Source organism: Mesorhizobium kamtschaticum (genome assembly GCF_056174585.1).
On the sequence record NZ_CM149691.1, the window covers coordinates 5,521,765 to 5,545,292 of the forward strand.

At 64.7% G+C, this 23,528-nt stretch carries 23 protein-coding genes and 1 pseudogene; 13 read left to right on the forward strand and 11 right to left on the reverse strand.

Annotation, left to right across the window (positions count from 1 at the left end):
- Positions 1 to 62 precede the first annotated feature (62 nt).
- Both AC0V7N_RS27490 and mutL read left to right on the forward strand, forming a co-directional pair.
- Complete coding sequence (locus AC0V7N_RS27490) at positions 63 to 1,025, forward strand: GlxA family transcriptional regulator (protein WP_475451347.1); 963 nt, start codon at positions 63 to 65, stop codon at positions 1,023 to 1,025.
- Positions 1,026 to 1,080: 55 nt separating this feature from the next.
- Complete coding sequence (gene mutL / locus AC0V7N_RS27495; protein ID WP_475451348.1) at positions 1,081 to 2,970, forward strand: DNA mismatch repair endonuclease MutL; 1,890 nt, start codon at positions 1,081 to 1,083, stop codon at positions 2,968 to 2,970.
- A gap of 19 nt (positions 2,971 to 2,989) precedes the next feature.
- Here the strand turns inward: mutL and AC0V7N_RS27500 are convergent, their stop codons facing one another.
- Together AC0V7N_RS27500 and AC0V7N_RS27505 are read right to left on the reverse strand one after the other, a co-directional pair.
- Positions 2,990 to 3,748: a hypothetical protein gene (locus AC0V7N_RS27500; RefSeq protein ID WP_475451349.1), complete on the reverse strand. Its 759-nt coding sequence runs from the start codon at positions 3,746 to 3,748 to the stop codon at positions 2,990 to 2,992.
- Between the two features lie 109 nt (positions 3,749 to 3,857).
- The gene (locus AC0V7N_RS27505; RefSeq protein ID WP_496627405.1) at positions 3,858 to 4,751 is read right to left on the reverse strand and encodes an EamA family transporter; all 894 of its coding nucleotides are present in this window, start codon (positions 4,749 to 4,751) and stop codon (positions 3,858 to 3,860) included.
- A gap of 112 nt (positions 4,752 to 4,863) precedes the next feature.
- Here AC0V7N_RS27505 and AC0V7N_RS27510 point away from each other — a divergent pair, with 112 nt between their 5' ends.
- Positions 4,864 to 5,769, forward strand: coding sequence for a LysR family transcriptional regulator (locus tag AC0V7N_RS27510; RefSeq protein WP_475451350.1), 906 nt, complete (start codon positions 4,864 to 4,866; stop codon positions 5,767 to 5,769).
- Positions 5,770 to 5,797: 28 nt separating this feature from the next.
- On the opposite strand, the gene AC0V7N_RS27515 is transcribed toward AC0V7N_RS27510, so the two are convergent.
- The gene (locus AC0V7N_RS27515) at positions 5,798 to 6,355 is read right to left on the reverse strand and encodes a hypothetical protein (RefSeq protein WP_496627406.1); all 558 of its coding nucleotides are present in this window, start codon (positions 6,353 to 6,355) and stop codon (positions 5,798 to 5,800) included.
- A gap of 155 nt (positions 6,356 to 6,510) precedes the next feature.
- Between AC0V7N_RS27515 and AC0V7N_RS27520 the strand changes: the two genes are divergently transcribed.
- Positions 6,511 to 6,744, forward strand: a complete 234-nt coding sequence (locus AC0V7N_RS27520; protein WP_027057465.1) for a DUF2093 domain-containing protein — start codon at positions 6,511 to 6,513, stop codon at positions 6,742 to 6,744.
- Between the two features lie 56 nt (positions 6,745 to 6,800).
- On the opposite strand, the gene lpxK is transcribed toward AC0V7N_RS27520, so the two are convergent.
- From lpxK to AC0V7N_RS27550, 6 genes and pseudogenes are all read right to left on the reverse strand, one after another.
- Positions 6,801 to 7,826 (reverse strand): tetraacyldisaccharide 4'-kinase, encoded by a 1,026-nt coding sequence (gene lpxK, locus AC0V7N_RS27525; RefSeq protein ID WP_475451352.1) that lies wholly within the window; start codon positions 7,824 to 7,826, stop codon positions 6,801 to 6,803.
- Position 7,827: 1 nt separating this feature from the next.
- Positions 7,828 to 9,144: a lipid IV(A) 3-deoxy-D-manno-octulosonic acid transferase gene (gene waaA, locus AC0V7N_RS27530; protein WP_496627407.1), complete on the reverse strand. Its 1,317-nt coding sequence runs from the start codon at positions 9,142 to 9,144 to the stop codon at positions 7,828 to 7,830.
- Positions 9,141 to 9,933, reverse strand: a pseudogene (locus tag AC0V7N_RS27535) (lysophospholipid acyltransferase family protein). The gene waaA and the pseudogene AC0V7N_RS27535 overlap by 4 nt, the downstream one beginning before the upstream one ends.
- 5 nt (positions 9,934 to 9,938) lie before the next feature.
- A complete protein-coding gene (locus tag AC0V7N_RS27540; RefSeq protein WP_475451354.1) occupies positions 9,939 to 10,184 on the reverse strand; it encodes a DUF4170 domain-containing protein in 246 nt (81 codons plus the stop codon).
- 76 nt (positions 10,185 to 10,260) lie between these two features.
- The gene (locus tag AC0V7N_RS27545) at positions 10,261 to 11,058 is read right to left on the reverse strand and encodes a 3'(2'),5'-bisphosphate nucleotidase CysQ (RefSeq protein WP_475451355.1); all 798 of its coding nucleotides are present in this window, start codon (positions 11,056 to 11,058) and stop codon (positions 10,261 to 10,263) included.
- Complete coding sequence (locus tag AC0V7N_RS27550; protein WP_475451356.1) at positions 11,045 to 12,388, reverse strand: TldD/PmbA family protein; 1,344 nt, start codon at positions 12,386 to 12,388, stop codon at positions 11,045 to 11,047. The genes AC0V7N_RS27545 and AC0V7N_RS27550 overlap by 14 nt, the downstream gene beginning before the upstream one ends.
- Before the next feature lie 168 nt (positions 12,389 to 12,556).
- On the opposite strand from AC0V7N_RS27550, the gene AC0V7N_RS27555 reads away from it, so the two are divergent.
- Positions 12,557 to 12,973, forward strand: coding sequence for a VOC family protein (locus AC0V7N_RS27555; protein WP_475451357.1), 417 nt, complete (start codon positions 12,557 to 12,559; stop codon positions 12,971 to 12,973).
- A 29-nt stretch (positions 12,974 to 13,002) separates the two neighbouring features.
- Here AC0V7N_RS27555 and epmA read toward each other — a convergent pair whose 3' ends face one another.
- A complete protein-coding gene (gene epmA / locus AC0V7N_RS27560; RefSeq protein WP_475451358.1) occupies positions 13,003 to 14,049 on the reverse strand; it encodes an EF-P lysine aminoacylase EpmA in 1,047 nt (348 codons plus the stop codon).
- Between the two features lie 129 nt (positions 14,050 to 14,178).
- Between epmA and efp the strand changes: the two genes are divergently transcribed.
- From efp to AC0V7N_RS27600, 8 genes are all read left to right on the forward strand, one after another.
- A complete protein-coding gene (gene efp, locus AC0V7N_RS27565; protein ID WP_023782984.1) occupies positions 14,179 to 14,748 on the forward strand; it encodes an elongation factor P in 570 nt (189 codons plus the stop codon).
- Between the two features lie 235 nt (positions 14,749 to 14,983).
- Positions 14,984 to 15,892, forward strand: coding sequence for a hypothetical protein (locus AC0V7N_RS27570; RefSeq protein ID WP_475451359.1), 909 nt, complete (start codon positions 14,984 to 14,986; stop codon positions 15,890 to 15,892).
- Between the two features lie 315 nt (positions 15,893 to 16,207).
- Positions 16,208 to 17,149, forward strand: a complete 942-nt coding sequence (locus AC0V7N_RS27575; protein WP_475451360.1) for a 3-oxoacyl-ACP synthase III family protein — start codon at positions 16,208 to 16,210, stop codon at positions 17,147 to 17,149.
- Positions 17,149 to 18,144 (forward strand): NAD-dependent epimerase/dehydratase family protein, encoded by a 996-nt coding sequence (locus AC0V7N_RS27580; RefSeq protein ID WP_475451361.1) that lies wholly within the window; start codon positions 17,149 to 17,151, stop codon positions 18,142 to 18,144. The genes AC0V7N_RS27575 and AC0V7N_RS27580 overlap by 1 nt, the downstream gene beginning before the upstream one ends.
- Positions 18,132 to 18,965, forward strand: coding sequence for an MBL fold metallo-hydrolase (locus AC0V7N_RS27585; protein WP_475451362.1), 834 nt, complete (start codon positions 18,132 to 18,134; stop codon positions 18,963 to 18,965). The genes AC0V7N_RS27580 and AC0V7N_RS27585 overlap by 13 nt, the downstream gene beginning before the upstream one ends.
- A complete protein-coding gene (locus tag AC0V7N_RS27590) occupies positions 18,962 to 20,224 on the forward strand; it encodes a F390 synthetase-related protein (protein WP_496627408.1) in 1,263 nt (420 codons plus the stop codon). The genes AC0V7N_RS27585 and AC0V7N_RS27590 overlap by 4 nt, the downstream gene beginning before the upstream one ends.
- Entirely contained in the window at positions 20,221 to 21,372 is a 1,152-nt protein-coding gene (locus AC0V7N_RS27595; RefSeq protein WP_496627409.1) for a GNAT family N-acetyltransferase, read from the forward strand. The genes AC0V7N_RS27590 and AC0V7N_RS27595 overlap by 4 nt, the downstream gene beginning before the upstream one ends.
- 32 nt (positions 21,373 to 21,404) lie before the next feature.
- Complete coding sequence (locus AC0V7N_RS27600; protein WP_475451366.1) at positions 21,405 to 22,364, forward strand: Rieske 2Fe-2S domain-containing protein; 960 nt, start codon at positions 21,405 to 21,407, stop codon at positions 22,362 to 22,364.
- On the opposite strand, the gene AC0V7N_RS27605 is transcribed toward AC0V7N_RS27600, so the two are convergent.
- Positions 22,349 to 23,503: an ATP-grasp domain-containing protein gene (locus AC0V7N_RS27605; RefSeq protein ID WP_475451367.1), complete on the reverse strand. Its 1,155-nt coding sequence runs from the start codon at positions 23,501 to 23,503 to the stop codon at positions 22,349 to 22,351. The genes AC0V7N_RS27600 and AC0V7N_RS27605 overlap by 16 nt on opposite strands.
- Between the last annotated feature and the right edge of the window lie 25 nt (positions 23,504 to 23,528).

Genomic DNA, 23,528 nt, shown 5'->3' on the forward strand with positions numbered 1-23,528 from the left:
AATCGCAGCATCGAAGCGGAAACCGTATTGGCAAAAATGACATCTTTGATATCATTATTGCCATGAACATTTCCGTCCTTGCGCTTGACGGCGTCTTCGACACCGGACTGGCCACCATGCTCGACGTTTTCGGCACCGCCAACGAACTGGCTGGGATGCTGGCATCGCCGCCCGGCCATTTCGCCACGACCGTTGTCGGGGTGAGCGACACGGTCCACACCGGGCAAGGCCTCCGGGTGCCGGTCATCTCGATGGGCACGGAGCCGACCCCCGATTGGCTGGTGATCCCGGCGATCGGCCAGAAGATGCCAGGCCCGCTTGGCGACGCGCTGAAGCGAAGCGACATTGCGGAGGCGACCAAGGCGTTGCGCGCCGCCGCCGAAGCCGGCACGCGCATCGGCGCTGCCTGCATCGGCACTTTCATCCTCGCGGAGACCGGCCTGCTCGACCGCCGGCCTTCAACCACGACCTGGTGGCTGGCGCCGATGTTCCGGCAACGTTACCCGCAAGTGCGGCTCGACGCCTCGCGCATGCTGATCAATGATGGCCAGTTCGCAACCGCCGGTGCGGCGCTCGGCCATATCGACCTCGCTTTGATGGTGATCCGCCAGACCAGTCCGGAGCTCGCCGCGCTGACTGCGAAATACCTCATCGTCGACAGCCGGCCGTTGCAATCGGCCTATGCAATCTCCGACCACCTCGCCCATTCGAACCCGCTGGTCGAACGTTTCGAGCGCTGGGCGCGCGGCCATCTCGCCGCCGGTTTCAATCTCGACGAAGCAGCAGCGGCGCTGGGTGCCAGCAAGCGGACGCTGTCGCGGCGGGTCAACGACGTACTTGGCAAGACGCCGCTGTCCTATTTCCAGGATCTGCGCGTCGAGCAGGCTGTGCATTTGTTGAAGACCACATCCGATAGCGTCGAGGAGATCGCCGCCAAGGTCGGCTATGGCGACGGGGTGACGTTGCGCAATCTGCTGCGCCGGCGGCTGCGCAAGGGCGTGCGCGAAATCCGCACTGCAAACTGATCCACTCTGACAATTCTCCCCTCCCGCACGACACGAATCCGCCTATAGTGCGCCGATGCCCATTCGCCAGCTTTCCGAAACGATGATCAACCAGATCGCCGCCGGCGAAGTCATCGAGCGTCCGGCAAGCGTGGTCAAGGAACTGGTCGAGAACGCACTCGATGCCGGCGCATCACGCGTCGAAATCGTCACGTCGGGCGGCGGGCTGAACCTGATCCGCGTCACCGATGACGGCTCCGGCATCCCCGAACAGGAGCTTTCGCTGGCAATCGCACGCCATTGCACCTCCAAGCTCGTCGAGGACATCAACGACATCCGCTCGCTCGGCTTTCGCGGTGAAGCGCTGCCGTCGATCGGCTCGGTGTCGCGGCTGTCGATCCGGTCGCGCACGGCCTCAGGCGACAGCGCCGCCGAAATCGGCATCGAGGGCGGCCGCATCTTGCCCGTTCGGCCGGCGGCCGCCAACCGCGGCACCACCGTCGAAGTGCGCGACCTGTTCTTCGCCACGCCGGCCCGGCTGAAATTCATGAAGGGCGAGCGCGCCGAAAGCTCGGCGACCAGCGATGTGGTCAAGCGCATCGCCATCGCTTTCCCCACCGTGCGGTTCACGCTGGCCGGCTCCGACCGCTCGACGCTGGAATTGCCGGCGACCGACGACAGTCCGGAGGGCAGCCTGCGCCGCGTCGCCCAGGTGATGGGGGCCGAGTTTCCCGACAATTCCATCGCCATCGACGCGATGCGCGAAGGCGTGCATCTGACCGGCCACGTGTCGATCCCATCCTTCACCCGCGCCAATGCGCTGCAGCAATATGCCTATGTCAATGGCAGGCCGGTGCGCGACAAGCTGATCGCCGGAGCCATTCGCGGCGCCTTCGCCGATGTCCTGCCGCGCGACCGCCATGCGGTGACGGTGCTGTTTCTTTCGCTCGATCCGGCCATCGTCGACGTCAACGTCCACCCGGCCAAGGCCGATGTGCGCTTCCGCGACCCGGGCCTGGTGCGCGGGCTGATCGTCGGCGCCATTCGGCAGGCACTCGCCGATGCCGGCATCCGTTCTGCCACTACGGGCGCCGCCGGCATGATAGCGGCGTTCCGGCCAGGTGCGGCATCCTACGGTCACGGCGGCCCGGCCAACGGCCATCGCAGCTACGACGCGGCCTATCGTGCGTCCGGCTCCGCCGGTTTCGACCCCTCGCGCTCGCCGCAGCGGCCGCTCGACATGCAATTCGAAGGTGCGGGCTTTCAACGCGCCGGCGCAAGGAATGGCGGCTTTGGTGAGCCTGACCAGGCGGCGTTCGATGCCGGCCCGCTTGCCAGCGCCGATGCGCGCGCCAGCCAGGATATGCCGGCCGAGACGCTGCTTGGCGCGGTGCTCGGCGCGGCACGCGCCCAGGTGCACGAAAACTACATCGTTGCCCAGACCAGGGATTCGCTCGTCATCGTCGACCAGCATGCGGCGCATGAGCGGCTGGTTTACGAAGCCCTGAAGAACGCGCTGCACTCGCGACCCGTCCCCTCACAGATGCTGCTCCTGCCTGAAATCATCGACCTGCCGGAAGAGGATGCCGAGCGGCTCGCCATGCACTCCGAAACGCTCGCCCGATTCGGGCTCGGCATCGAGCGTTTCGGCCCAGGCGCTGTCGCCGTGCGCGAGACGCCGTCAATGCTGGGCGAGACCAATGTCGGGCAATTGGTGCGCGACCTCGCCGACGAGATCGCCGACAATGATACGGTCGAGACACTGAAGGAGCGGCTGGACAAGATCGCCGCCACCATGGCCTGCCATGGCTCGGTCCGCTCCGGCCGGCTGCTCAAGGCCGAGGAAATGAACGCACTGCTGCGCCAGATGGAGGCGACGCCGGGCTCCGGCACCTGCAACCACGGCCGCCCGACCTATATCGAGCTCAAGCTGGCGGATATCGAGCGGCTGTTCGGGCGGCGGTAACGGCCAGCGGCCAACGCCGTTACTTCTTCTGCTGATATTTCCTGGTCGCGCGATTGAAGACATAGTCCGTCGTGTAGCCGGCGCCGCCGCCACGAAAATTCACGGAAATGATGTCCTTGCCGTGCTCCACCGACTTTTGGACATTCATGTAGATGGGCGTCATCAGCATGCCCGCGTTGCAATCATGGTCATCGAAGCGGATTTGCTGGACGACCTTGCCGGTGCTCTTCTTGATCACCTGCATTTTCGTCATGCAGATGCCGCCGCTGGTGTTCACGTAGACGCCGGCGAACCTGTTGGCGGCGGTCTCCGCCCAGAAGGGAATCTCGACGGGGCCGACGATCTTTGCGTCGCCGGTGTCATCAAGGCTCGCGACCTTCTTGAGAATGACGGGCAATTTATCGGCACCCTTGCTCAAGCTTCCCGTCGCGCCGTCCGCGTCGACATCGATGGTAAACGGGCATCCGGCGGTGTCGACTGGCGTCTTTGACCCCATCACCATGACCCGATAGAATTCCTTGTCGTCCGCAATCTCGCAAAGCGAGATTTTGGTGCCGTTGACGGTGCCATACAGCGCGATCGGCCTCTGCTTCGTGTCGCGGAAGTAACTTCCCTCGACGGTAATGCCGCTGCCGAAACTGTCATATCTCTGCAGCGACAGATGGACCGGATCAGGCCCGATGGTTCCTGCGTAGTTTTCGACCTGATACCAGCCTGCGGCGGCTTCCCCGGTCAGCAGCAAAACGCAAAAGAGTGCCGATACGAGCAGTTTTCCCATTCCGTCCCCCAGTGAAAGCGGCTCACCATAATGGCCCTTTCCCTGGGTGTCTGCATACCGGCGGATACGGTTTCGGATTTGAGTCCGCAAACGCCTCCAACCCTCTGTTTCACCTCTTCAAATTCACCACGATGACGCCGCCGAGCGCCAGCGCGCCGCCGAGGATGCCGAGCAGCGTCGGCACTTCGCCCAGCCAGAAGAAGCCGATCAGGGCGGACATTGGCGAGACAAGGTAGAGGAAGTTCGAAGCACGCGCTGCCGGCAGGCGCGACAAGGCCATCGCCCAGGCGGCGTAGGCGATCAGGCTGGGCACGATGCCGAGAAAGATGACGGCGCCGAGGCCGGCTGTGTTGGCGACCGCTGCCTGTGCAAAGCCGCTTGGCAGAAACGGTGACAGGCAAAGTGCGCCAAGGATCATGTTCGATGCGGAGATGGTCAGCGGGTGATGACGGGCAAACAGAGGCTTCTGGACGATGGTGTTGACGGCCGAGCACAGCGCGGAGCCAAGAACCAGCAGCGCGCCGGCATTGAAGTGCAGGCCGTTGCCGTCGGCCACGGCGATGATGCCGATGCCGGCGAAAGAAATGGCCGTGCCCAACCAGGCCCAGCTTGAGAAGCGTTCGCCGAGCAATGCCATGGCCATGATGGCGGTGAAGATCGGGCTGACGTTGATGATGAAGCCGGCGGCACCGGCCGAGACGGTCAGTTCGCCGAAATTGAGCATGACGGTATAGAGCGCGACGAAAATGGCCCCGCCAAAGACGAGGCGCCATACCTCGTCGAGCCTGGGCAGCGCCGGACGCTTGACGGCAAGGAAGATCGCCGCCGGCACCGCGGCAATGGCAAAGCGCAGGGCGCCCAGTTCCAGCGGCCCAAAGGCGGCGAGGCCGGCGCGAATGGCCGGGAAGGCCGAAGCCCAGCCAACCACCGTCAGCGCCACGGCGATGGCGGCCGTGGTGTCCATGCGCTGTGTCTGATTCCACGTGCCCGTCATCGCGCTCATCTCACTGTCCTCGTGTTCTTGCGTCCTGAAAGGCACAAAACGCCTTTTCCCGCTTGTTGACAAACGACCAAATCGAGGATCACCTGTGACTGTGGATCACAGCTCGGATACAATGGTGCCGCTCGAAACCCTGCGTGCATTCGATGCGGCGGCGCGCACGGGCAGTTTTTCGGCGGCGGCCGAAAAACTCAACATCACCCATGGCGCCGTCAGCCGGCAGATCGCCAAGCTCGAGGACTGGCTCGGGTTGAAAGTGTTCGATCGCGGCGCGCGCGGCGTCTCGCTGACGATCGAAGGCAACCGGCTGCATCTGCGCACAGCGGAAGCCTTCGCACTGATATCAAGCCATTCCGACCGCTGGGTCGAGCCGCGCGGCACTGCGGTGGTGCGGCTGACCTCGATCCCCTCGGTCAGCGGGCTGTGGCTGATGCCGCGCATGGCGGCACTGGAGAACAATCCCACCAAACTGCGCATCGTGCTCGATGTCGACATCCGCCAAGCCGACCTTGCCGATGAAGGCATCGATCTGTCGATCCGCTGCGGCCGTGGCGGCATTCCGGGCCGCGTTTCGGTGCAACTGTTCGAAGAACATGTCTTCCCCATCGCCTCACCGGAACTGGTACGCGAGATAGGCCGCGGCGACCCGGCCAGGCTGCTCAAATTTCCACTGATCAACGATTCCGACGCCTCCGGCTGGCGCGCCTGGTTCGCGGCACAAGGCATGGACTATCGTCCGCGCCCGCAGGATCGCCGCTTCGAGGACTATAATCTGGTGCTGGATGCTGCCGCCTATGGGCTGGGTATTGCCTTGGCGCGTCCGCCGCTGACCGGATATCAGCTGCAGTCGGGCCGCATCACCGCCGTCGACGAGCGCACCGCGCTCAATCCGGTGTCCTATTGGCTCGACCGGCCGCTGGGACGCCCACGCACCGCCGCGGCCGACCTCGCCCGCCGCATCGCGCAACAGGCCGGATTGGCGCCGGACAAGATCGAGGCGTTCATCGAAGCCGAGCGCTAGGTCTGCTGGCCTATCGCTGATTCGACGTTCAGCGAAGCAGCAGCAGAACGAACCCAAAGATCATGGTTGCCAACAGGCCGGTCATGATCGAGACAAAGCCGATCCTCACCAGCAGGCCCTCGGGGTTGGATGCCGCAGCCTGGGATTGATTGGCAGGCCTTAGCCGTCCGGCCGGCGCATCCAGAGCGGGACTGCTGCGCGAGACGGGAGCCGGCGGCGGAATGAACGACAGCAACGAGACCCCCGCCGCCCTGACCGGTGCGTTGTCATTGGCCGTTGCCGAAGGCGGCACGAAGCCTCGCTGCGTTTCGGCTTCTGGTGCTGCTTTCCTCGCGACAACCTCAGCCAGCACCGCCTCATCCCTCGCGTCGAGCTGGGCCTGATAGGCCTCGACGATGCCGGAAGAAGCAATCTGCTGCGATTTGACGGCCATCGGTGCCGCGGGCATCGCCAACAAAGCGGGCGCCGTGCGTTGAGCGAACAGAGAGGGCGCGGCGGGCTGGACCAGTTCCCTGACCAGCGCCGTCCTGACCGGATCGGCTTTCGCCAACGGCACGGGTTGCGGCGTCATCGCCTCCTTGAGCAAGGAAGCCAGGCGGGCGGAAGAAATATCCATCATGCCCCCGATAAAAGCGCTTTTCGGCCTCTCGTAACGCCTCAGCATTGTCCGAGGCTTGTCACATGCTTGACCCGGCCGCAGATTTGTGGCGATGAAATCTGTATGACACTTGGCACCACCGCATGATGAACCGTTTCGAAGGCCCGGGCGGCAAGGAAGCCCGCATCCGCTATCTCGATGGCGATTTCCAGGTCACCAGCCCCGGCTCGTTCGTGCGCTGCGCCGTGACCGGTGAGAGCATTCCGCTCGATGAGCTGAAATACTGGAGCGTCGCCAGGCAGGAGCCTTACGTGAACGCCACCGCTTCGCTGCGCCGCGAGATCGAGGTGCATCCGGAGCTGCGCAAGCGGGGCTAACTTTTTGTTTGACGCAATTCCGAACGGAAAACCGCGTCACACTTTTCCTGGAATTGCTAACCCTTGAGCTTGCGCTGGCGCCACGCATCCAACGTCTCGTGGATGATGCGTTCCGGCACATTGTCGAGTTCGAAAACCGTATCGATTTCCAGCACCTCGAGTTTGTCGAGAAAATCCTGTGAGGCGCCGTGGCGCAGCCGGGCAGCGTCCTTGGCCGTGGTGATAAGGCTAAGACCTTCGGTGTGCGCCGTCGTCGCCAGTTCGGCCAGCTCGTCCTCGGCATAAAAGTGATGGTCCGGAAAGGGTTTTGAGAAAACCACCTCGCCGCTAGCCTCGCGCACCGTGTCGAAGAATTTGTCGGGATGGCCGATGCCGGCGAAGGCGAGGAACCGCTTGCCGGCAAGCCCTGCCTTGCTGCTTGGCTCCGTATGAGCCTCGAAGATCGGCCGGCCGGCGCGCGCCGCCTGGCGCACCACGGCATCGGCCGCACTGCCCTCGCCCATCTTCAACAGCCCGCTAGTGAAGACCAGCTGGTCGACGATCTTGGCCCTGAGCGGCCCGCCCGGAATGACGCGGCCATTGCCGATGCCGTAGCGGGCATCGACCACGACCAGCGCGTAATCGATATGGATGCGCGCGCTCTGAAAGCCATCGTCCATGATCAGGAAATCGCAGCCGTGCTTTTCCAGCAGCAGCCGGGCGCCGGCGGCGCGGTTCGGTGTCACCGCGACGGGGGCGTGTTCGGCAAGCAGCAGCGGCTCGTCGCCAACATGCCTGGCGCTGTCGTGGTGGGAATCGACGACATGCGGCTCGGCGAAGGAGCCGCCATGGCCGCGCGACAGGAAACCGGGTTTGAGCTGCATGCGCTTGGCCTGTTGCGCGAGCGCAATCGCCACCGGCGTCTTGCCGGTGCCGCCAACGGTGAAATTGCCGATGCACAGGACCGGCGCCTCGATCTTCTCGCGCCGCGCCCGCCGCATGCCGCGGCCGGCAACGAGCGCGTAGACGGCCGACAGCGGCGATAGCGCCAGGACCTTCCAGTCCGGCTCTTCCCACCAGAATGGTGGTGCTTCGGAGGCCACGTTAGCGCCCGTTGGCGCCCTTCAGGCGCGACTTGACGACCAGTGGCTGGATGTAGGGTTCGAGCGATTTCAGCGTGCGCGCCAAGGCGCCGCGCATCTCATCAACGGTCGCGATCCCCGCCGCCATCATCTCGTGGCGCGCCACTTCGTTGGTCAAAAGGAAGTTGACAGCGCCGGCCAGCATGTCGCGATCGCGCACCAGCTTGGCGCCGCCGCTGTCGATCAGGCGCTGATAGGCTTCACGGAAATTCTGCACATTGCGCCCGGCGAGAACCGCGGTGTCGAGCATGGCCGGCTCAAGCGGATTCTGGCCGCCCTCCGAGGTCAGCGAGCGGCCGACGAAGGCGATTTCGGTCAGCCGGAGATAGAGCCCCATCTCGCCGATCGTATCGCCGAGCAGGATATCGGTGTCCGGCCCAATACGGTCGCCCTTGCTGCGCCGCGCGACCTTCAGGCCCATGCCGGAAATCTGCGCGGCAAGAGCCTCGGCGCGATCGGGATGGCGCGGAACGACGATCGTCAGCAAGCCATGGTGACGCTTGTGCAGCGTCGCGTGGACTTCCGCCGCGACCACTTCCTCGCCGTCATGAGTGGAGATCGCCGCCCAGGTCGGGCGGCCACCGATCTGCCGCTGCAAGGTGGCCAGCGCCCGTTGGTCGACCGGCGGCGGATTGGTATCGACCTTGAGGTTGCCGGACACCGTGACCGGGCGGGCGCCGAGCGCGCGAAAACGCTCGCCGTCAACATCCGACTGGGCAACGACATGGGCAAGGTTCTCGAACAGCGCCTCGGCGATATTGGCGCGCTTTTTCCAGGAGGTGAACGAGCGGTCGGACAGCCTGCCATTGACCAGCACCTGCGGCACGTGGCGCGCGCCAAGCTCGAGAATGGTCATCGGCCAGATCTCGGATTCGGCGATGATCGCCAGGTCCGGCCGCCAGTGATCGAGGAACCGGCTGACCGCCGGCTTCAGGTCGAGCGGCACATATTGGTGGATGATGCGGTCGCCGAGCCGCTCGTCGGCAACCTGGGCCGATGTCACGGTGCCGGTCGTCAAAACGATGTTGACGCCATAATCGAGAATGCTTTCGACCAGCGGCACGACGGCGATGGTCTCGCCGACGCTCGCGGCATGGATCCAGATCACCGGCCCTTCGGGGCGCGGGCGGCCGGCGACGCCGTATCGTTCGCGGCGGCGGTTGCGGTCTTCCTTGCCGCGCGAGGTGCGCCAGGCGACATAAGGTCCGACCAGCGGATAGGCTGCAGCGCCGGCAAAACGGTACGCAGTCAGCATGGCGCGCGCCCAGCGACCGCTCATCGCCGACCGTCCACGAGGCGGTTGGCCTCGGCCGTCGCGGCATTGAGCGCAGCGGTGACTTCCTGGCGCTTGCGCTCCATTTCGGCTTCGTCGGCATCGGCCGCCACGAAAATCGGTGAGCCTATAACGACAGCGGATCGGCCGAATGGCAGGTTGATGGTCGTCTTGTCCCAGCTCTTCTCCAGCACCTTGCGGCGGCTGGTGGTAATGGCAACCGGCAGCAGCGGCCGGCCGGAGAGACGCGCCAGCAGAACGATACCAAGCCCTGCGTCGCGCGGCGTGCCGTGCGGAATGTCTGCGATCATGGCGACGTTCTTGCCAGCGGTGAGCGACTTTTTTGAGGGCGATGAGCGCCTTGGCCCCGCCCTTGTCGAGATGCCTGGCATTGTCGCGTCCACCGGAACCCCGCACCGCCTCGATGCCGAATTTCTCCAGCATCAACGCGTTGAGCTCGGCATCGGCGCTGCGCGACACCATGGCGACCAGCGGTTTACGCTTGGGATAAAAGGCCGGCGTCAAAAGATGCTGGCCGTGCCACAGAGCAATGATACCGGGCTCGAACTCGGCGTAGGCGCCGCCTGAAAAGCGCGCCGATCCGGCGACCGGGGGGCTGGTCAGGCGTACCAGCCGCACGAATTGCGCGAGCAGGCTGGCAATGGCGTTCTTGACGAGTCGCGACTGCGCGAGCGGTTCGCGTATCTTGCGCCAGAAGGCCTTGGTCGCGCGGCTGCCGCCTCTGCCCGTAGGCGTGGCGTCGCTGGCTGGCCCTTTCGCCAGGTCACGCTCCATCGAATTCAACCGACGACCTTGCTGTCGGGATCCAGCAGACGGTGCAGATGAACGACGAAATAACGCATATGGGCATTGTCCACGCTGGCTTGCGCCTTGGCTTTCCACGCCGTGTGCGCGGATTGATAATCCGGATAGACGCCGACAATGTCGAGCGCATCGAGATCGCGGAACTCGGTGCCGCCAAGCTTCTTCAGTTCGCCGCCGAACACCAGATGCAAAAGCTGTTTCTTTCCGTCTTCCGCGGCCATGTCGGTCCTTCACATATTGTGAGTTTGTGACAGGTCTAGACCAAAGCCGTCGACTTTGGAACCTGCGAATATGCTTTCACAGCCCGGCGATGACATCGACGAGCACCGCCAACAGCTCACCACTGCCGGCGGCGAGCGCGCCGTGGCGGGTCACCTCGCCGGCAAAGAGCGGCGCGCGGCCATGCGGGTCGAGCAACTGGCCGCCGGCCTCGCGCAGGATGAGATCGGCGGCGGCGATGTCCCAGTCATGCGCGTTCGGCTTGACGAAGGTGGCGTCGAGCGTGCCATTGGCGATCATTGCCAAGCGGTAGGCAAGCGACGGGCTGTAGGCCGCCCGTGTCAGCCGCTTCTGCCAGCTGGCCGGCACCAGGTCGATCAGCTGCTTCAGCCCGGAAATCTCGGCTTTATCGCCAAGCTTGCGCACGCCAATACGCTTGCCGTTGCGGAATGCGCCCTGGCCGGGCAGCGCCCAGTAGGTCTCGTCCATCGCCGGGCATTCGAGCACGCCGGCGAGCGTGCGGCCTTGTTCGACGACGGCAACGCTGACGCACCATGTGCGCTGTCCCTCGAGGAAGCCGCGTGTGCCGTCGATCGGATCGACCACAAAGGTGCGGCGCGCCGAAAGCCGCGCCGGATCGTCGACCGTTTCTTCCGACAGCCAGCCATAGTCTGGCCGCGCCGCCAGCAGGGTCTGGCGCAGATAGGCGTCCGCCGCATGGTCGGCTTCGCTGACCGGCGAGGTGCCGCCCTTCATCCAGACCTGCGGGCTGTTGCCGAAGTAACGCATGGCGATGAGACCCGCCTCGCGGGCGGCGTCGCGCAGCAGCGGCAGATCCCCAATGGCCCCAGAAGCGGTCAGTTCATGCTCCGGCAAGGGTCATGCCTTCGATCAGGAGCGTTGGCGCGGCGGTGCCGAAATTGCGGTCGAGGTCGTTCGCCGGCACCATGTTGAGGAACATCGTCTTCAGGTTCGAGGCGATGGTGACTTCTGCGACCGGATAGGCAAGTTCGCCATTCTCGATCCAGAAGCCGGAGGCACCACGGCTGTATTCGCCGGTCAGCATATCGACGCCCTGACCGAACACTTCGGTGACGTAGAAGCCGGTCTTGAGCGACTTGATCAGGTCCTCCGGCGAGCGTTCGCCGGGCTCGATGGCGAGATTGGTGGAAGACGGCGACACGGAGGAGCCGCTGCGCGACCCACGCCCGTTGGTGATCAATCCCAGCTCCCGCGCCGCCGACGTCGACAGGAACCAGTGGTTGAGCACGCCTTTTTCGACCATCAGAAGCTTTTCGCCCTCGATACCTTCGCCGTCGAACGGGCGCGAGGCCTGGCCACGCGGCCTGAGCGGTTCGTCGGTGACCGTGATTGCGGATGCGGTCACCTGCTTGCCCATCATGTCGCGCAGGAACGAGGTCTTGCGCGCGACGGACGCGCCATTGATGGCGCCGGCAATATGACCGGCAATGCCGCGTGCCACGCGCGGATCGAACACCACGTCGACCGGCCCGGTCGCCGCCTTGCGCGCGCCGATGCGGCGCACCGCCCGTTCGCCGGCCTTGCGGCCGATATCCTGCGGCGCATCGAGATCGGCAAAGTGCCGGCGAGAGGAGAATTCATAGTCGCGCTCCATGCCGGTGCCCTCGCCGGCGATGACGCTGGCGGAACGCGAAAAACCCGAACCGACATAATGGCCGAGGAAGCCGTGCGAAGTGGCCAACACCATCCCGCCCAGCCCGGCACTGGCGCCGCTGCCAGCCGAATTGGTGACGCCCTTGACGGCAAGTGCCGCCGCTTCCGCCGCAAGGGCTGCTTCCTTCAACTGATCGGCCGACACTTCGGTGCCATCGAACAGGCCGAGATCGCGCGTTTGCCTTGCCAGCAGCCCCGGATCGGCCAGACCCTGATAGGGATCCTCGGGCGAGACTTTCGCCATGGCAACGGCGCGCTCGGCGAGCATCGCCGGGTCGGACGCGGCGGTGGCCGATACGCTTGCCACTTTCTGGCCGACGAAGACGCGCAGCGAAACGTCCTCGGCTTCCGACGATTCGGTGGCCTCGACCTTGCCGAGCCGAACCGACACGCTTGTTGAGCGGCCGCGCACGGCGACCGCGTCTGCGGCATCGGCGCCGGCCTTTTTGGCGGCCTCGACCAGCGCCGCGACGCGGTCGATCAGTTTTGCAGCGTCTGATATGTCGGCCATGCCTGTAATCCTGCTTGTCGCGGCCAGCTTGCGGCCCCGCCCACCCATCTATTGTTCCGATCCGGCTTGTGCAATGGCACAGGCTTCAATCAAAATGCATCGCTACATGGTTCCTACCCAGAACCCTGTGACGCAAAATCAGTCCGCAGCCTGCACGGAGCATTCTCGATGACGCCCTTCCATCTCGCCTTCCCGGTCCGGGATCTCGATGAAACCCGAACTTTCTATGGCGAGGTGCTGGGCTGCGCGATTGGCCGCTCGTCGGCGACCTGGGTCGATTTCGATCTTTACGGCCACCAGATGTCGGCGCATTTGCGACCGCAGGCCGCGCAAGCCGCCAGTGACGGCAAGGTCGACGGCATTCTGGTGCCGATCCCGCATTTCGGCGCCGTGCTGCTGATGGACGACTGGCAGCGCCTGGCGATGCGGCTGGAGGCGCGCGACGACATCGACTGGCTGGAACGGCCGATGGTGCGCTTCAAGGGCGAGCCGGGCGAACAGGCGACGCTGTTTATCCGCGACCCCTCGGGCAACGCGCTGGAATTCAAGGGTTTTCGCTCGCTGGAACAGGTTTTCGCGCATTGAGATGAGAAGGCCAGCCGCGAGCGTGCCGTTCAAGTTGCCGCGACCGGCGTCCAGATGACATCCTCGATTTTCTGCGCACCGGTCGCCAGCATCACCAGCCGGTCGAAGCCGAGCGCGATGCCGCTCGCCTGCGGCATGATGGCCAGCGCGGCAAGGAAATCCTCGTCGAGCGGGTAGCGCTCGCCATAGATCCGCTCTTTCTCGTCCATCTCGAGGATGAAGCGCCGGCGCTGCTCGGCGGCATCGGTCAATTCGCCAAAGCCGTTGGCAAGCTCGACACCGCAACAATACAGTTCGAAACGCTCGGCGACGCACGCATCTCGCGGGCTCGGTCGGGCAAGTGCCGCCTCGGCGACCGGATATTCGCACAGGATGGTGGCGCAGCCGAAGCCCAGATTGGGCTCGATCTTTTCCACCATCACCCGGCTGAACAGGTCGGCCCAGCTGTCGTCGGGCGCCGTGCGCAGGCCGGCTTGACCCAACACGGCGTAGAGCGCGTCCCGGTCGGTGCCGCCATCGGCGGCGACCGTGGCTAGGAGATCGATGCCGGCATGGCGGGTGAAGGCGTCCGCCACCGTCAGCCGCTCAGGCTCTGCGAACGGATCGCAATCGCGGGCCCGGAAGGAAAAGCGCGTGGTCCCTGCCCTTGTCGCGGCCAGCGCCAGCAGATCGGCGCAATCGCGCATCAGGCTCTCATAGGTCTCGCCCACCCGGTACCATTCGAGCATGGTGAATTCGGGATGATGCAAGGGGCCGCGCTCGCGGTTGCGGTAGACCGGACCGAGGCTGAAAATCCTGACTTCACCGGCAGCGAGCAGCTTCTTGCAGGCGAATTCCGGCGAGGTGTGGAGATAAAGCGGCGAGCGCCCCCCATCCGGCCCGACCGCCTCCGTGACGAAAGCCGCCAGATGCGCCTCGTTGCCGGGCGAGACCTGCAGGGTCGCCGTTTCCACCTCGATGAAATCGTTGCGGGCGAACCAGTCGCGCAGGGCGGCCGTCAGGCCATTGCGCAGCAGCAGGCGCGGGCGGCGGTCGGCGTGAACGTGCGGCGTCCACCAGGGCGAAGCGGCGGTCATGAGCGGATTGAAGGCGTGCCGGCGCGCGCCATGTCAGTTAACAGTGGGGGCTGGCGGTTCGCGCCAAGATGCGCTACCAGCGCCGCACAAGCCGGCAAACGCCCGTCAACTCTCGCAGGATTTAAAACCGTGGTGAAAGTCATCGCCAGTTCGCTCCGCAAAGGCAATGTCGTCGACAAGGACGGCAAGCTTTATGTGATCCTCTTTGCCGAAAACATCCACCCAGGCAAGGGCACGCCGGTGACGCAGCTCGACATGCGCCGCATCGGCGACGGGGTGAAGGTGTCGGAGCGCTATCGCACCACCGAACAGGTCGAGCGCGCCTATGTCGAGGAGCGCGAGCACACCTTCCTTTACGCCGACGGCGAAGGCTATCACTTCATGAATCCGGAAACCTATGATCAGGTGGCCGTGTCGGAAGCCGTGGTCGGCGACGCAGCCCCCTATCTCAAGGAAGGCATGCCGGTGCAGGTCTCGCAGTTCAACGGCATTGCGATCGCCCTGGTGCTGCCGCAGCGCGCCACCTTCGAAGTGGTCGAGACCGAGCCGACGACCAAGGGCCAGACGGCATCGTCCTCCTATAAGCCCGCCGTGCTCTCCAACGGCGTGCGCACCACCGTGCCGCCGCACATCGCGCCCGGCACCCGTGTGGTGGTGATGACGGCGGACGGGGCTTATGTGGAGCGGGCGAAGGACTGAGGGCGAAAGTTCAGCGGATCGGCGCGAGGCTATCCGTTTTTGGGCGCGCCCGCGCTTGGTGTGATCGTACCTGACCCATAGATAGGTGGGCGCCAGATGCTCGGGGCGATCCGCGGAGAATCGGGTTGCGCAGGCTTTACCCTCTATTTCAAACCGAAATATGCTGTTGCAGACATCCCGCTGAGGGGCGACTCCTCTGCAGGCAGTACAATCTCGGCGCATGGAAATCCCGCAGATGCTGACCCCCGATCAAGCACTGGGCATGATTGGGACGCTCGACATTGCCGTTTTCCAGGTCGAAACCCAGAGTACGCCCAATGACCGAGCCAGTTTCCTGCGGGTGCAGAACTTGGCCCGATCCCTGCTCGGCCGCTACGTTTACCTTGAGGTCGGCTCGCATATCGGCGGAAGCCTGTTGCCGCACCTGATCGATCCGGCCTGTGAGGCGGCGGTGTCGGTCGATCCACGGCCCGCGGCCCTACCCGACGAACGCGCCGAGTTTATCCGCTATCCCCAGAACTCAACGGCCCGGATGATCGCCGTGCTGTCGGAACGGCTCCCTCGCTCTGCAATGGCAAAGCTGACCACGATCGAGAGCGACGTCTCCGCTTTGGCTCCTGGGGCGGTCGAACTCAAGGCCACGCTCGCGTTTATCGATGGAGTGCATACAAACCGAGCCTGCTTTTCGGACTTTATCGGCGTCCTGGCGCTTACACAGGCGGACTGCATTATTTGCTTCCACGACGCCAATCTGATCTCGGACGCGATCGTCAATGCGGAGCGCTTCCTCGATCATCTCGGCGTCGCGCATGGGACCGTCTTCCTTCCAGACACCGTGGCCGTGATGGGCCTTGGCAGGCTCGCGTCCGCAGTCCAGGATGAACTCCAACCTCATGGATTGGACCGAGCGACTTACCTCGAGCGTTCGCAACGAGAACTATGGTCCCATATAGCCAAGGTGCATTTTCCGGAAATCCGTGTCGAAATGAAGCGCCTGCGCTCCGACAATTCCCATTTGGCCGAAGAGATTGAGCGCATGCGAAAGTCAGGCCGGCTGAACGCCAAAATGTCCAGCATGACCCGGCGTGCTTCCGCCCGCATACGCAAGCAGATTGATCGGATCAAACGTCGCTTCGCGCGATGACGCGTAGGCTGGCACTTTGCCCAGGCCGGTTCAGGTCTCGCAGTTCAACGGCCTCGCAGTCGCGCTGATGCTGCCGCAGCGGTACTCTTTCGAAGTGGTCGAGACAGAGCCGACGACCAAGGGCCACACTAAGGGGACCTGTCCGTCAGCTATTTGGCCTGGCGGCCCGCTGCCAGGAAACCGCACCGCCCTGTCTAACACTCCGCCTCACTGTTACCATCGGTCCGCATTATGAGTTGGGAATCGCAACTCACTGGGCGGCTGAGCATGCGGATCAAGATCGTTGGAACCGGGCGCGCAGTGCCTGCGCTATGCTTGACATCGCGCAGCCTCGACGAGCGGCTGGGATTTGGCCAAGGCCAGATTGAAGCCGCCACCGGTGTCATCGAGCGCTATGTCTGCGAGACCGAGTCGCAAGTCGATCTGGCCTGCACGGCAGCGCGGCTGGCGCTGGCTGATGCCGGGATAGAGCCTGATGCGGTCGACCTCATCATCGGCGGATGTGGCGTGCCATACCAGCCACTGCCTTCGACGGCACCTCTGGTGATGCAGCGGCTGGGGCTGGCCGATGGCTCGGCCGCAGCCTTCGACGTCAACAGCACCTGCCTTGGCTTCCTCACCGCTTTCGAAACCGCCGCCCGCATGATTGAGGCCGGGCAAAGCGAAACCGCGCTGGTGTTCTCGGCGGAGATTGCCTCACGCGCCCTGCCCTGGAAAGAGCAGCCTGAAATCGCCGCCCTGTTCGGCGATGGTGCGGCCGCCGCCGTGCTGCGCAAGGCGGCGCCCGGTGAGGGTAAGGTGCTGGCCAATCTCATGCGCACCTATCCATCGGCCTACGAGGCTTGTAGCATTGGGGCCGGCGGCACCCGCTTCGACTTCCACCACCAGCCGGAGGAGTTTTCCCGCCATGCGCTCTTTCACATGGACGGCAAGGAGCTGTTTCGGGTGACCGCGCGCCATTTCAATGGCTTCGTCGGCGAACTGCTGCTACGTGCCGGCTGGCGGCATGAGGACGTCGACCTCGTCGTACCGCACCAGGCGAGCCCGTTCGCGCTGGCGCACATGGCACGACAGACCGGGTTCGCGGCACAGAAGCTGGTCGACATTTCAGCGCGTTACGGCAACCAGATCGCGGCTTCCATTCCCTTCGCGCTCGATATTGCGCGCCGGCAAGGCCGCGTCATGCAGGGCACCAAGGTGCTCTTCCTCGGCACCTCGGCCGGTGTCTCCTTCGGTGGCATGGCGCTGGAGGCGTGATGGGACGCGTGCTCGTCACCGGCGCAAGCGGCTTTCTTGGCGGCCATGTCGTGGCGCGGCTGACCGCCGCTGGCACGCCGGTGTTGGCACAAGGCCGCGACATCAGGCGAAGCGCCGCACTCGAAGCCGCCGGCCATACGGTCATGCGTCGCGACCTGTCGCAGCCGTTCGATGCGAAGTCCGACGCCGGATTTGGCGAGATCGATGCCATCGTCCATTGCGCAGCACTGTCTTCGCCTTTCGGCCGGCTCGCTGATTTCGAGGCCGCCAACGTCACGGCGACCCGCAATCTCGTCGATTTCGCACGGCAGCTGGGTGTGCAGCGTTTTGTCCAGATCTCCACCCCTTCGGTCTGTTTCGCTTTTCGCGACCAGCTCTGCATCACCGAGAACAGCCCCTTGCCCGATCCGGTCAACCACTACGCCCGCACCAAGCGGCAAGGTGAAGACATCGTGCTCGCGGCGGCGGACATAGGGCCTGTCGTGCTCAGGCCACGCGGTATCTACGGAGCAGGCGACCGAGCGCTGCTGCCACGCCTGCTGCAGGCAGCGCGGCGGCCGCTGCCGCTGTTTCGCGATGGCCAGGCACGCATCGATCTCACCCATGTCGACGATGTCGTCGATGCGGTGTTCGCGGCGCTGGCGGCCGGCAGCGCCGCCGAAGGCCAGATATTCAACATCTCGAGCGGCGAAGTGCTGCCCGTGCGCCACATTGCCGACAGTGCCTGCGCCCGCGCCGGGCTGCGAACGCGATGGCGGAAAACGCCGCTGGCGCCAGCGATGCTGGCAGCGGGCGTGATGGAAGCCGTGGCGCTGCTTCTGCCCCGCCGGCCCGAACCGCCAGTCACCCGTTACGGCCTCGGCTTGTTCGCCTATGCCCAGAGCCTCGATATTTCCAAGGCCAGGCGGATCCTTGGCTGGACGCCGAAAGTGCCGTTCGAGGATGGGCTCGACCGTACGTTTGCCAGAGGGCGCGAAGCCTGGTGGACAGCTTGAAGATCGCCTTCGCCAACAGCGCCTGGGTCAGCGCCGCCGAAAGACTGATCCTGCGCGGCGGCGCTTGGCAAAAAATCCGGCTGCGCGTGCGCTACGGGCTGATCCTCCATCCGCAGGCCGGCCCGGTGCTGATCGACACCGGCTATACGCCGCATGTGACCACCGGAGCCCGGCGCAGCGCCATGCTGCGATTCTATGGCGCGGTGCTCGGGCCCCAGCTCGTCGAGGCCGGGCAACCCTCGTCTTTCCTGGCTCGCTTTGGCCTGACACCACGCGATGTCAGAGCCGTCATCGTCACGCATTATCATGCTGATCATATCTCGGGCCTGTCCCTGTTTCCCAATGCGCGTTACATCGCCAGCGATGCCGCCTGGTCGCGGCTGAAGGCGCGGACAGCCCGGCAAACCCTGCGTCATGGTGTCTTCACCGAGCTTTTTCCGGCGGATTTCGAGACAAGGCTCGACGGGCTGTCAGCGATGGGACAGATCCCATCGCGCGGCGATATTCCCGGCGGAGCCGATCTGTTCGGTGACGGCAGCGTTATCGCGGTCGACCTGCCAGGCCATGCCGATGGCCAGTTCGGGCTCCTGTTTCCTGAAATGGATCGGCCGCTGCTTTATGCGGTCGACGTGCAGTGGCTGCTCAAGGCACTGGTCGAGAACCGGACGCCGGGCTTTCCTGCACGCCTGCTGGCCGAGGATTTCGCCGCCATCGATCGGACCAGCGCGGCGTTGCGCCGCTTTCTGGCAGCCGGCGGCGAAGTGATGTTCTGCCACGACCCAGGGCTGACACCATACGACCTGACACCGGAGGGCGGATGACCGGGTTCGGCGAAGCGATCCGCTCGTTTGCCCTCACCTTGTGGGTGTCACGCAAGAGCCGCGAAAACTTCGAACGCTGGCAGGCGCGCGCCTTGCGGCGCTGGCTCGACCGCGACCTGCCGCTGGCACCGTTTTATGGCGTGGCGCCAGACCATCTCAGTGACCTTCCGGTGACCGACAAGGCACTGCTGATGGCCGATTTCGAGCGCTTCAACATTGCCGGTATGTCGTCTGCCGACGCCTGGACGGCGGCGGCTGGTGACGGCCGTCTCGGCGTGCTGACGGTCGGCGCCAGCACAGGCACCTCGGGCAATCGTGGCCTTTTCGTCATCTGCGAAGCCGAGAAATACCGCTGGCTGGGGACAATCCTGGCGAAAGCCATTCCTGATCTGCTCTGGCGCCGGCAGCGCGTGGCAGTGATCCTGCCGCAAAACACCGGCCTTTATGACACCGCTCGCCAGTCGAAGCGCATCGACCTGCGCTTCTTCGACCTGACGCTCGGGCCGGAGCGTTGGCGGGCGGCCCTCGAGGCGTTCGCGCCGACGGTGATCATCGGCCCACCCAAGATTCTGCGGCACTTTGCGATCCAACGCTTCCGGCTTTCGCCGCTGCGCGTGTTCAGCGCCGCCGAGACGCTCGATCCGGTCGACCGGCCTATTATCGAAGCGTTCTTCGGGCGCCGGCTCGACCAGATCTACATGGCGACCGAGGGGTTGTTCGCGGTCACCTGCCGGCAAGGCAACCTGCATCTGGCCGAGGATTCCATCTTCTTCGAGTTCGAAACGGCGGGCGACGGGCTGGTGACGCCGCTGGTCACCGCCTTCCGCCGGCAGACCCAGATCATGGCGCGCTACCGGATGAACGATCTGCTGCGCCTGTCGCCCACACCATGCCGATGCGGCTCGCCGTTGCGCGTGGTGGATGAAATCGTCGGCCGCATGGACGACGCCTTCCGCCTTACTTCCGCGCAAGAGCCACTCCTGATCACGCCTGATATCCTGCGCAATGCCGTGCTGAAGGCGGACCGGCGCATCGACGACTTCCGGCTGATCCAGACGGCGCCCGAGACGGTCGAGTTACACCTCAAGCCCGACCTGGCCGGGGATGCCGCACAGGCCGCACTGGAGGCGGTGCGAGGGCTGTTCGCCTCGCGCCAGGCAAGGGTCGCGGTCGAACCCGTGCGCTCGGCCTTGCCGCTGGAAACCGGCCGCAAGCTGCGCCGTGTCGAGTGCCGGCTTCCCACCGGGGCCGCCAGGTGAGCCGGGTCGTGGCAGCAGCCGCCAAGCGGGAGCCGGAGCAAGCGGACCGGGTCGAGAACGACCTGCACAAGGTCGACGCTTTCGCACAATTGTTCAACGCCATGCCGGTGCGCGATCTCATCGCCAACCTGACCGTTCGCGTCGAGACTTTCGACATCGCGGGCCGAGCCTTTCCGCTGACGTTGAACGATGCCAGTGAGGCGCCGAACTGCTACATCTGCTGTCCGTCCAGCGCCTATATCGACTATGCGATCGACGAGACCCGCAATTTCGCTGCAAAACCTTGGCTGCAAAAGACAATCCGGATGCTCATCGGCCTATGTGGCCCGCTGGTGAAGGCAAGCGGCCTCGATCATCAGGTTCAGGTCAACAACTGGCTCTATTCGACCAACCCAGTGCCGCTGCTCGACCGCGGCTCGATCGCGGCGATGCGTACGGATCTGACGAGCCGGTTCCCGGATCGCGCCATCGTCATCCGCTCGCTGAACGACATCGCCGATCCCTCGACCATTGCGTCGCTCAAGGCGGAGGGATTTCACTTGCTCGCGGCACGTCAGGTCTACATCTTCGCCGACCGCAGTTCAGCACCGCCGATGACACGCGACATGAAGCGCGACCGTGCCCGGCTGCGCGCGACATCGTTGCGTATCGCCGGCAATGACGATTTCACGCCGGCCGACTATGTCAGGAGCGAAGAGCTTTACGGCATGCTCTACATCAGAAAATACACGCCACTCAATCCGCACTATACGGCCCGCTATATCAGTGAAATGCACCGGCGCGGCATCTTGCGGCTTGCCGGCTTGCGAGACGAAGCGGGGCAACTCGTTGCCGTCACCGGCCTGTTCGAAAACGGCGGAACGCTGACCCAGCCGATCGTCGGCTACGACACCAGCCTGCCGATCAGCGACGGCCTCTACCGGATGGCGATGGCAATGGCGCAGGACCACGCCACGGCACGCGGCCTGTTCTTCAACATGAGCGCCGGTGCGGCCGGTTTCAAACGCCGTCGCGGCGCCGTGCCGGCGATCGAGTACAACGCCTGCTATGTCGGGCATCTGCCACGCCGCCAACGCCTCGCGGTGTGGACAATGGCGCGGGTTCTGGCACAGGTCGGGATACCGCTGCTGCGGAGGTTTGAACTTTGAGCAAGGCCGCGCGAAAGGATTTTTGGCAGGCTGTGGCGCTTTCAGCCGATGTCGGCGCCAGACCGAGGCGCATCCTGTTCGAAGGCTCGCCGGTGGTGCTGTTCCGTTCCGACAAGGGCATCGCGGCGCTGTTTGACCGCTGCGTTCACCGGCTGGTCGAACTGTCGACCGGCAAGGTCGTCAATGGCGAGATCGAGTGCCCCTACCATGGCTGGCGCTATGACGGCGAAGGCCTCTGCACCGCCATTCCTGGCCATGTCGGCGAGATGCCGCGCTATCGGGTGCGACGCTACGGCGCGATCGAGCGTGATGGCATCGTCTTCGTCTCGGCGGGCACGCCAGAGGCGGAGCCATATCTCCACTGCATGCAGGGCCAGGACGTGCTCGTGCGGCGCGTGCGTTCCTCGACGCAATCGACCGTGATCGACGCGGCCGAGAACATTCTCGACGCGACCCACACGCATTTCACCCATAAAGGCCTGCTGCGAGGCCTGAGCGCCAGGCGCCATCTTGTGCGTGTCGACGTGACCGGTGGCGAAGGTTGGGTCGAGGCTTGCTATACCGGCGAGGAGCGGCAGCAGGGCCTGATCAGCCGGCTGCTGGAGGGTGAACGCACGAAAACCATCGGCCGTTTCCGCCATCCAGGCATCGCCGAACTGGAATATTGGGGCAAGGACGGGCTGGCGCTGGCCACGACGTTCCATCTGCGCCAGGCGGATGAGAACATAGTCGAGGGGGTCGGCTGGCTCATCGGTCCGCGTCAGGGCCTGCTTGGCCACCTCAAGGCGCTCGCCTTCAAACCGCTGTTCAACATCGCCTTGGCACAGGACCGCAAGGTGCTGAAATCGGCCAGCGACAATGCACGCCACGCTCCCCCTGCCCCGCCGGCGATCGGCCCGCTGGATTTCCTGCGCCGCGACATGGCGGCCATCATGGCAGGCGAAATGCCACCGGCAGCTGCAACGCCACGCGTGTATCAGATCGAGCTTTGAAGCGGCCCGTTCCATTCGATGTCGCGCGTCGAGGCGGCTTGCAGGCTGATGCGCTGGCACAGCGCTTTGCTGGCGATCTCGGCAAGCGCCCGCCACTGCGCCCGTTTGGGCGCAGGATCGTTCGGCCAGTCGAGCAATTCGTCCGCATCACGCATCGCCTGACGGAAGCTCCCGATCCGGCCTGACCGAAGAGCTGACGGCAGGCCGTAGACCCACATGGCCAGTCGCACCGTTTGCGGTCTGCCGACATCAGGCCTCACCTCAGCGCCTTCGAATAGCGCAGCCGTGAAGGCTTCAGGCTCGCGGAAGAAGTGCAGGCCGCTGACGGCGCGCGGATTGCACTCCAGCGGCAGCACAGTGCCGTCGCTTTCCCGCATCAGGTCGAAGGAAATCTGGCCGGTCCAGCCGGTGCCGGCAACGAACGCTTCGACGAAATGGCGAGCAGCGCCATCATCGACCTGTTCGAACCAGATGCCGGCGCCCTTGCCGGCGCGGTAGCGCGAACGATAGAGCGCCAATGCCTTGAGCTTGCCGTCATGCGCCAGCGCATAGGCGCTGATCTCTTCGCCGTCGACGAAACGTTGCGCCACCCACGGCGCCGCTGCCGAAGGGCTGATGGCATCGAGCGCTGAAGGCGGCGGCCGCAGCAGCACATGACTGGCAAAGCGCGACCAGACCGGCTTGAACACCAGTTCGCGCGAACGGCCGCGCACAGCCTCGATATCATCGTCGGATCGCAGCAGCGTCGTTTCGGGCACGGCAAGGCCAAAACCTTGCGCCAAGCCGATGAACGCGTGCTTGTCATGGACCCGGGTCAGCAATTCCATGTCCGGCGCGAGCAGCCGGGCCGGCATGGCCCGGTCTCGCCACAATGCGCCGAGGTAGAAGATTTCTTCGCAAGTCGGGATGACCAGGTCCACCGCCTCGGTGCGAACAAGGTCCGCCACGGCCTGGAAATAGGCCTGCGGCGCAAAACGCGGCGGCGGCAGACGATGATAGGAGGCGCAGGCGGCGCTCGCCGCGGCAATCGGACCGGCCGGGCTGTCGGCCAGGATCACCCTCAGGCCGGCGCCATCGAGCAGCCGCGCCAGATGCAGCGCCACCGGCGCCCGAGCGCCTGTGATCAGCACCGTGCGCATCAGAGCAGGATCAGGGCCACAGGCA

Excerpts from the sequence above, each read along its gene's own strand:
- epmA (WP_475451358.1), bottom strand. The coding sequence starts at position 14,049 with ATGACCGCCGCTTCGCCCTGGTGGACGCCGCACGTTCACGCCGACCGC.
- AC0V7N_RS27500 (WP_475451349.1), bottom strand. The coding sequence starts at position 3,748 with ATGGGAAAACTGCTCGTATCGGCACTCTTTTGCGTTTTGCTGCTGACC.
- AC0V7N_RS27510 (WP_475451350.1), top strand. The coding sequence starts at position 4,864 with ATGGTGCCGCTCGAAACCCTGCGTGCATTCGATGCGGCGGCGCGCACG.
- AC0V7N_RS27550 (WP_475451356.1), bottom strand. The coding sequence starts at position 12,388 with ATGGCCGACATATCAGACGCTGCAAAACTGATCGACCGCGTCGCGGCG.
- AC0V7N_RS27570 (WP_475451359.1), top strand. The coding sequence starts at position 14,984 with ATGCTGACCCCCGATCAAGCACTGGGCATGATTGGGACGCTCGACATT.
- AC0V7N_RS27590 (WP_496627408.1), top strand. The coding sequence starts at position 18,962 with ATGACCGGGTTCGGCGAAGCGATCCGCTCGTTTGCCCTCACCTTGTGG.
- AC0V7N_RS27540 (WP_475451354.1), bottom strand. The coding sequence starts at position 10,184 with ATGGCCGCGGAAGACGGAAAGAAACAGCTTTTGCATCTGGTGTTCGGC.
- AC0V7N_RS27580 (WP_475451361.1), top strand. The coding sequence starts at position 17,149 with ATGGGACGCGTGCTCGTCACCGGCGCAAGCGGCTTTCTTGGCGGCCAT.
- AC0V7N_RS27605 (WP_475451367.1), bottom strand. The coding sequence starts at position 23,503 with ATGCGCACGGTGCTGATCACAGGCGCTCGGGCGCCGGTGGCGCTGCAT.
- mutL (WP_475451348.1), top strand. The coding sequence starts at position 1,081 with ATGCCCATTCGCCAGCTTTCCGAAACGATGATCAACCAGATCGCCGCC.
- AC0V7N_RS27555 (WP_475451357.1), top strand. The coding sequence starts at position 12,557 with ATGACGCCCTTCCATCTCGCCTTCCCGGTCCGGGATCTCGATGAAACC.
- AC0V7N_RS27490 (WP_475451347.1), top strand. The coding sequence starts at position 63 with ATGAACATTTCCGTCCTTGCGCTTGACGGCGTCTTCGACACCGGACTG.
- AC0V7N_RS27520 (WP_027057465.1), top strand. The coding sequence starts at position 6,511 with ATGATGAACCGTTTCGAAGGCCCGGGCGGCAAGGAAGCCCGCATCCGC.
- waaA (WP_496627407.1), bottom strand. The coding sequence starts at position 9,144 with ATGAGCGGTCGCTGGGCGCGCGCCATGCTGACTGCGTACCGTTTTGCC.
- AC0V7N_RS27505 (WP_496627405.1), bottom strand. The coding sequence starts at position 4,751 with ATGAGCGCGATGACGGGCACGTGGAATCAGACACAGCGCATGGACACC.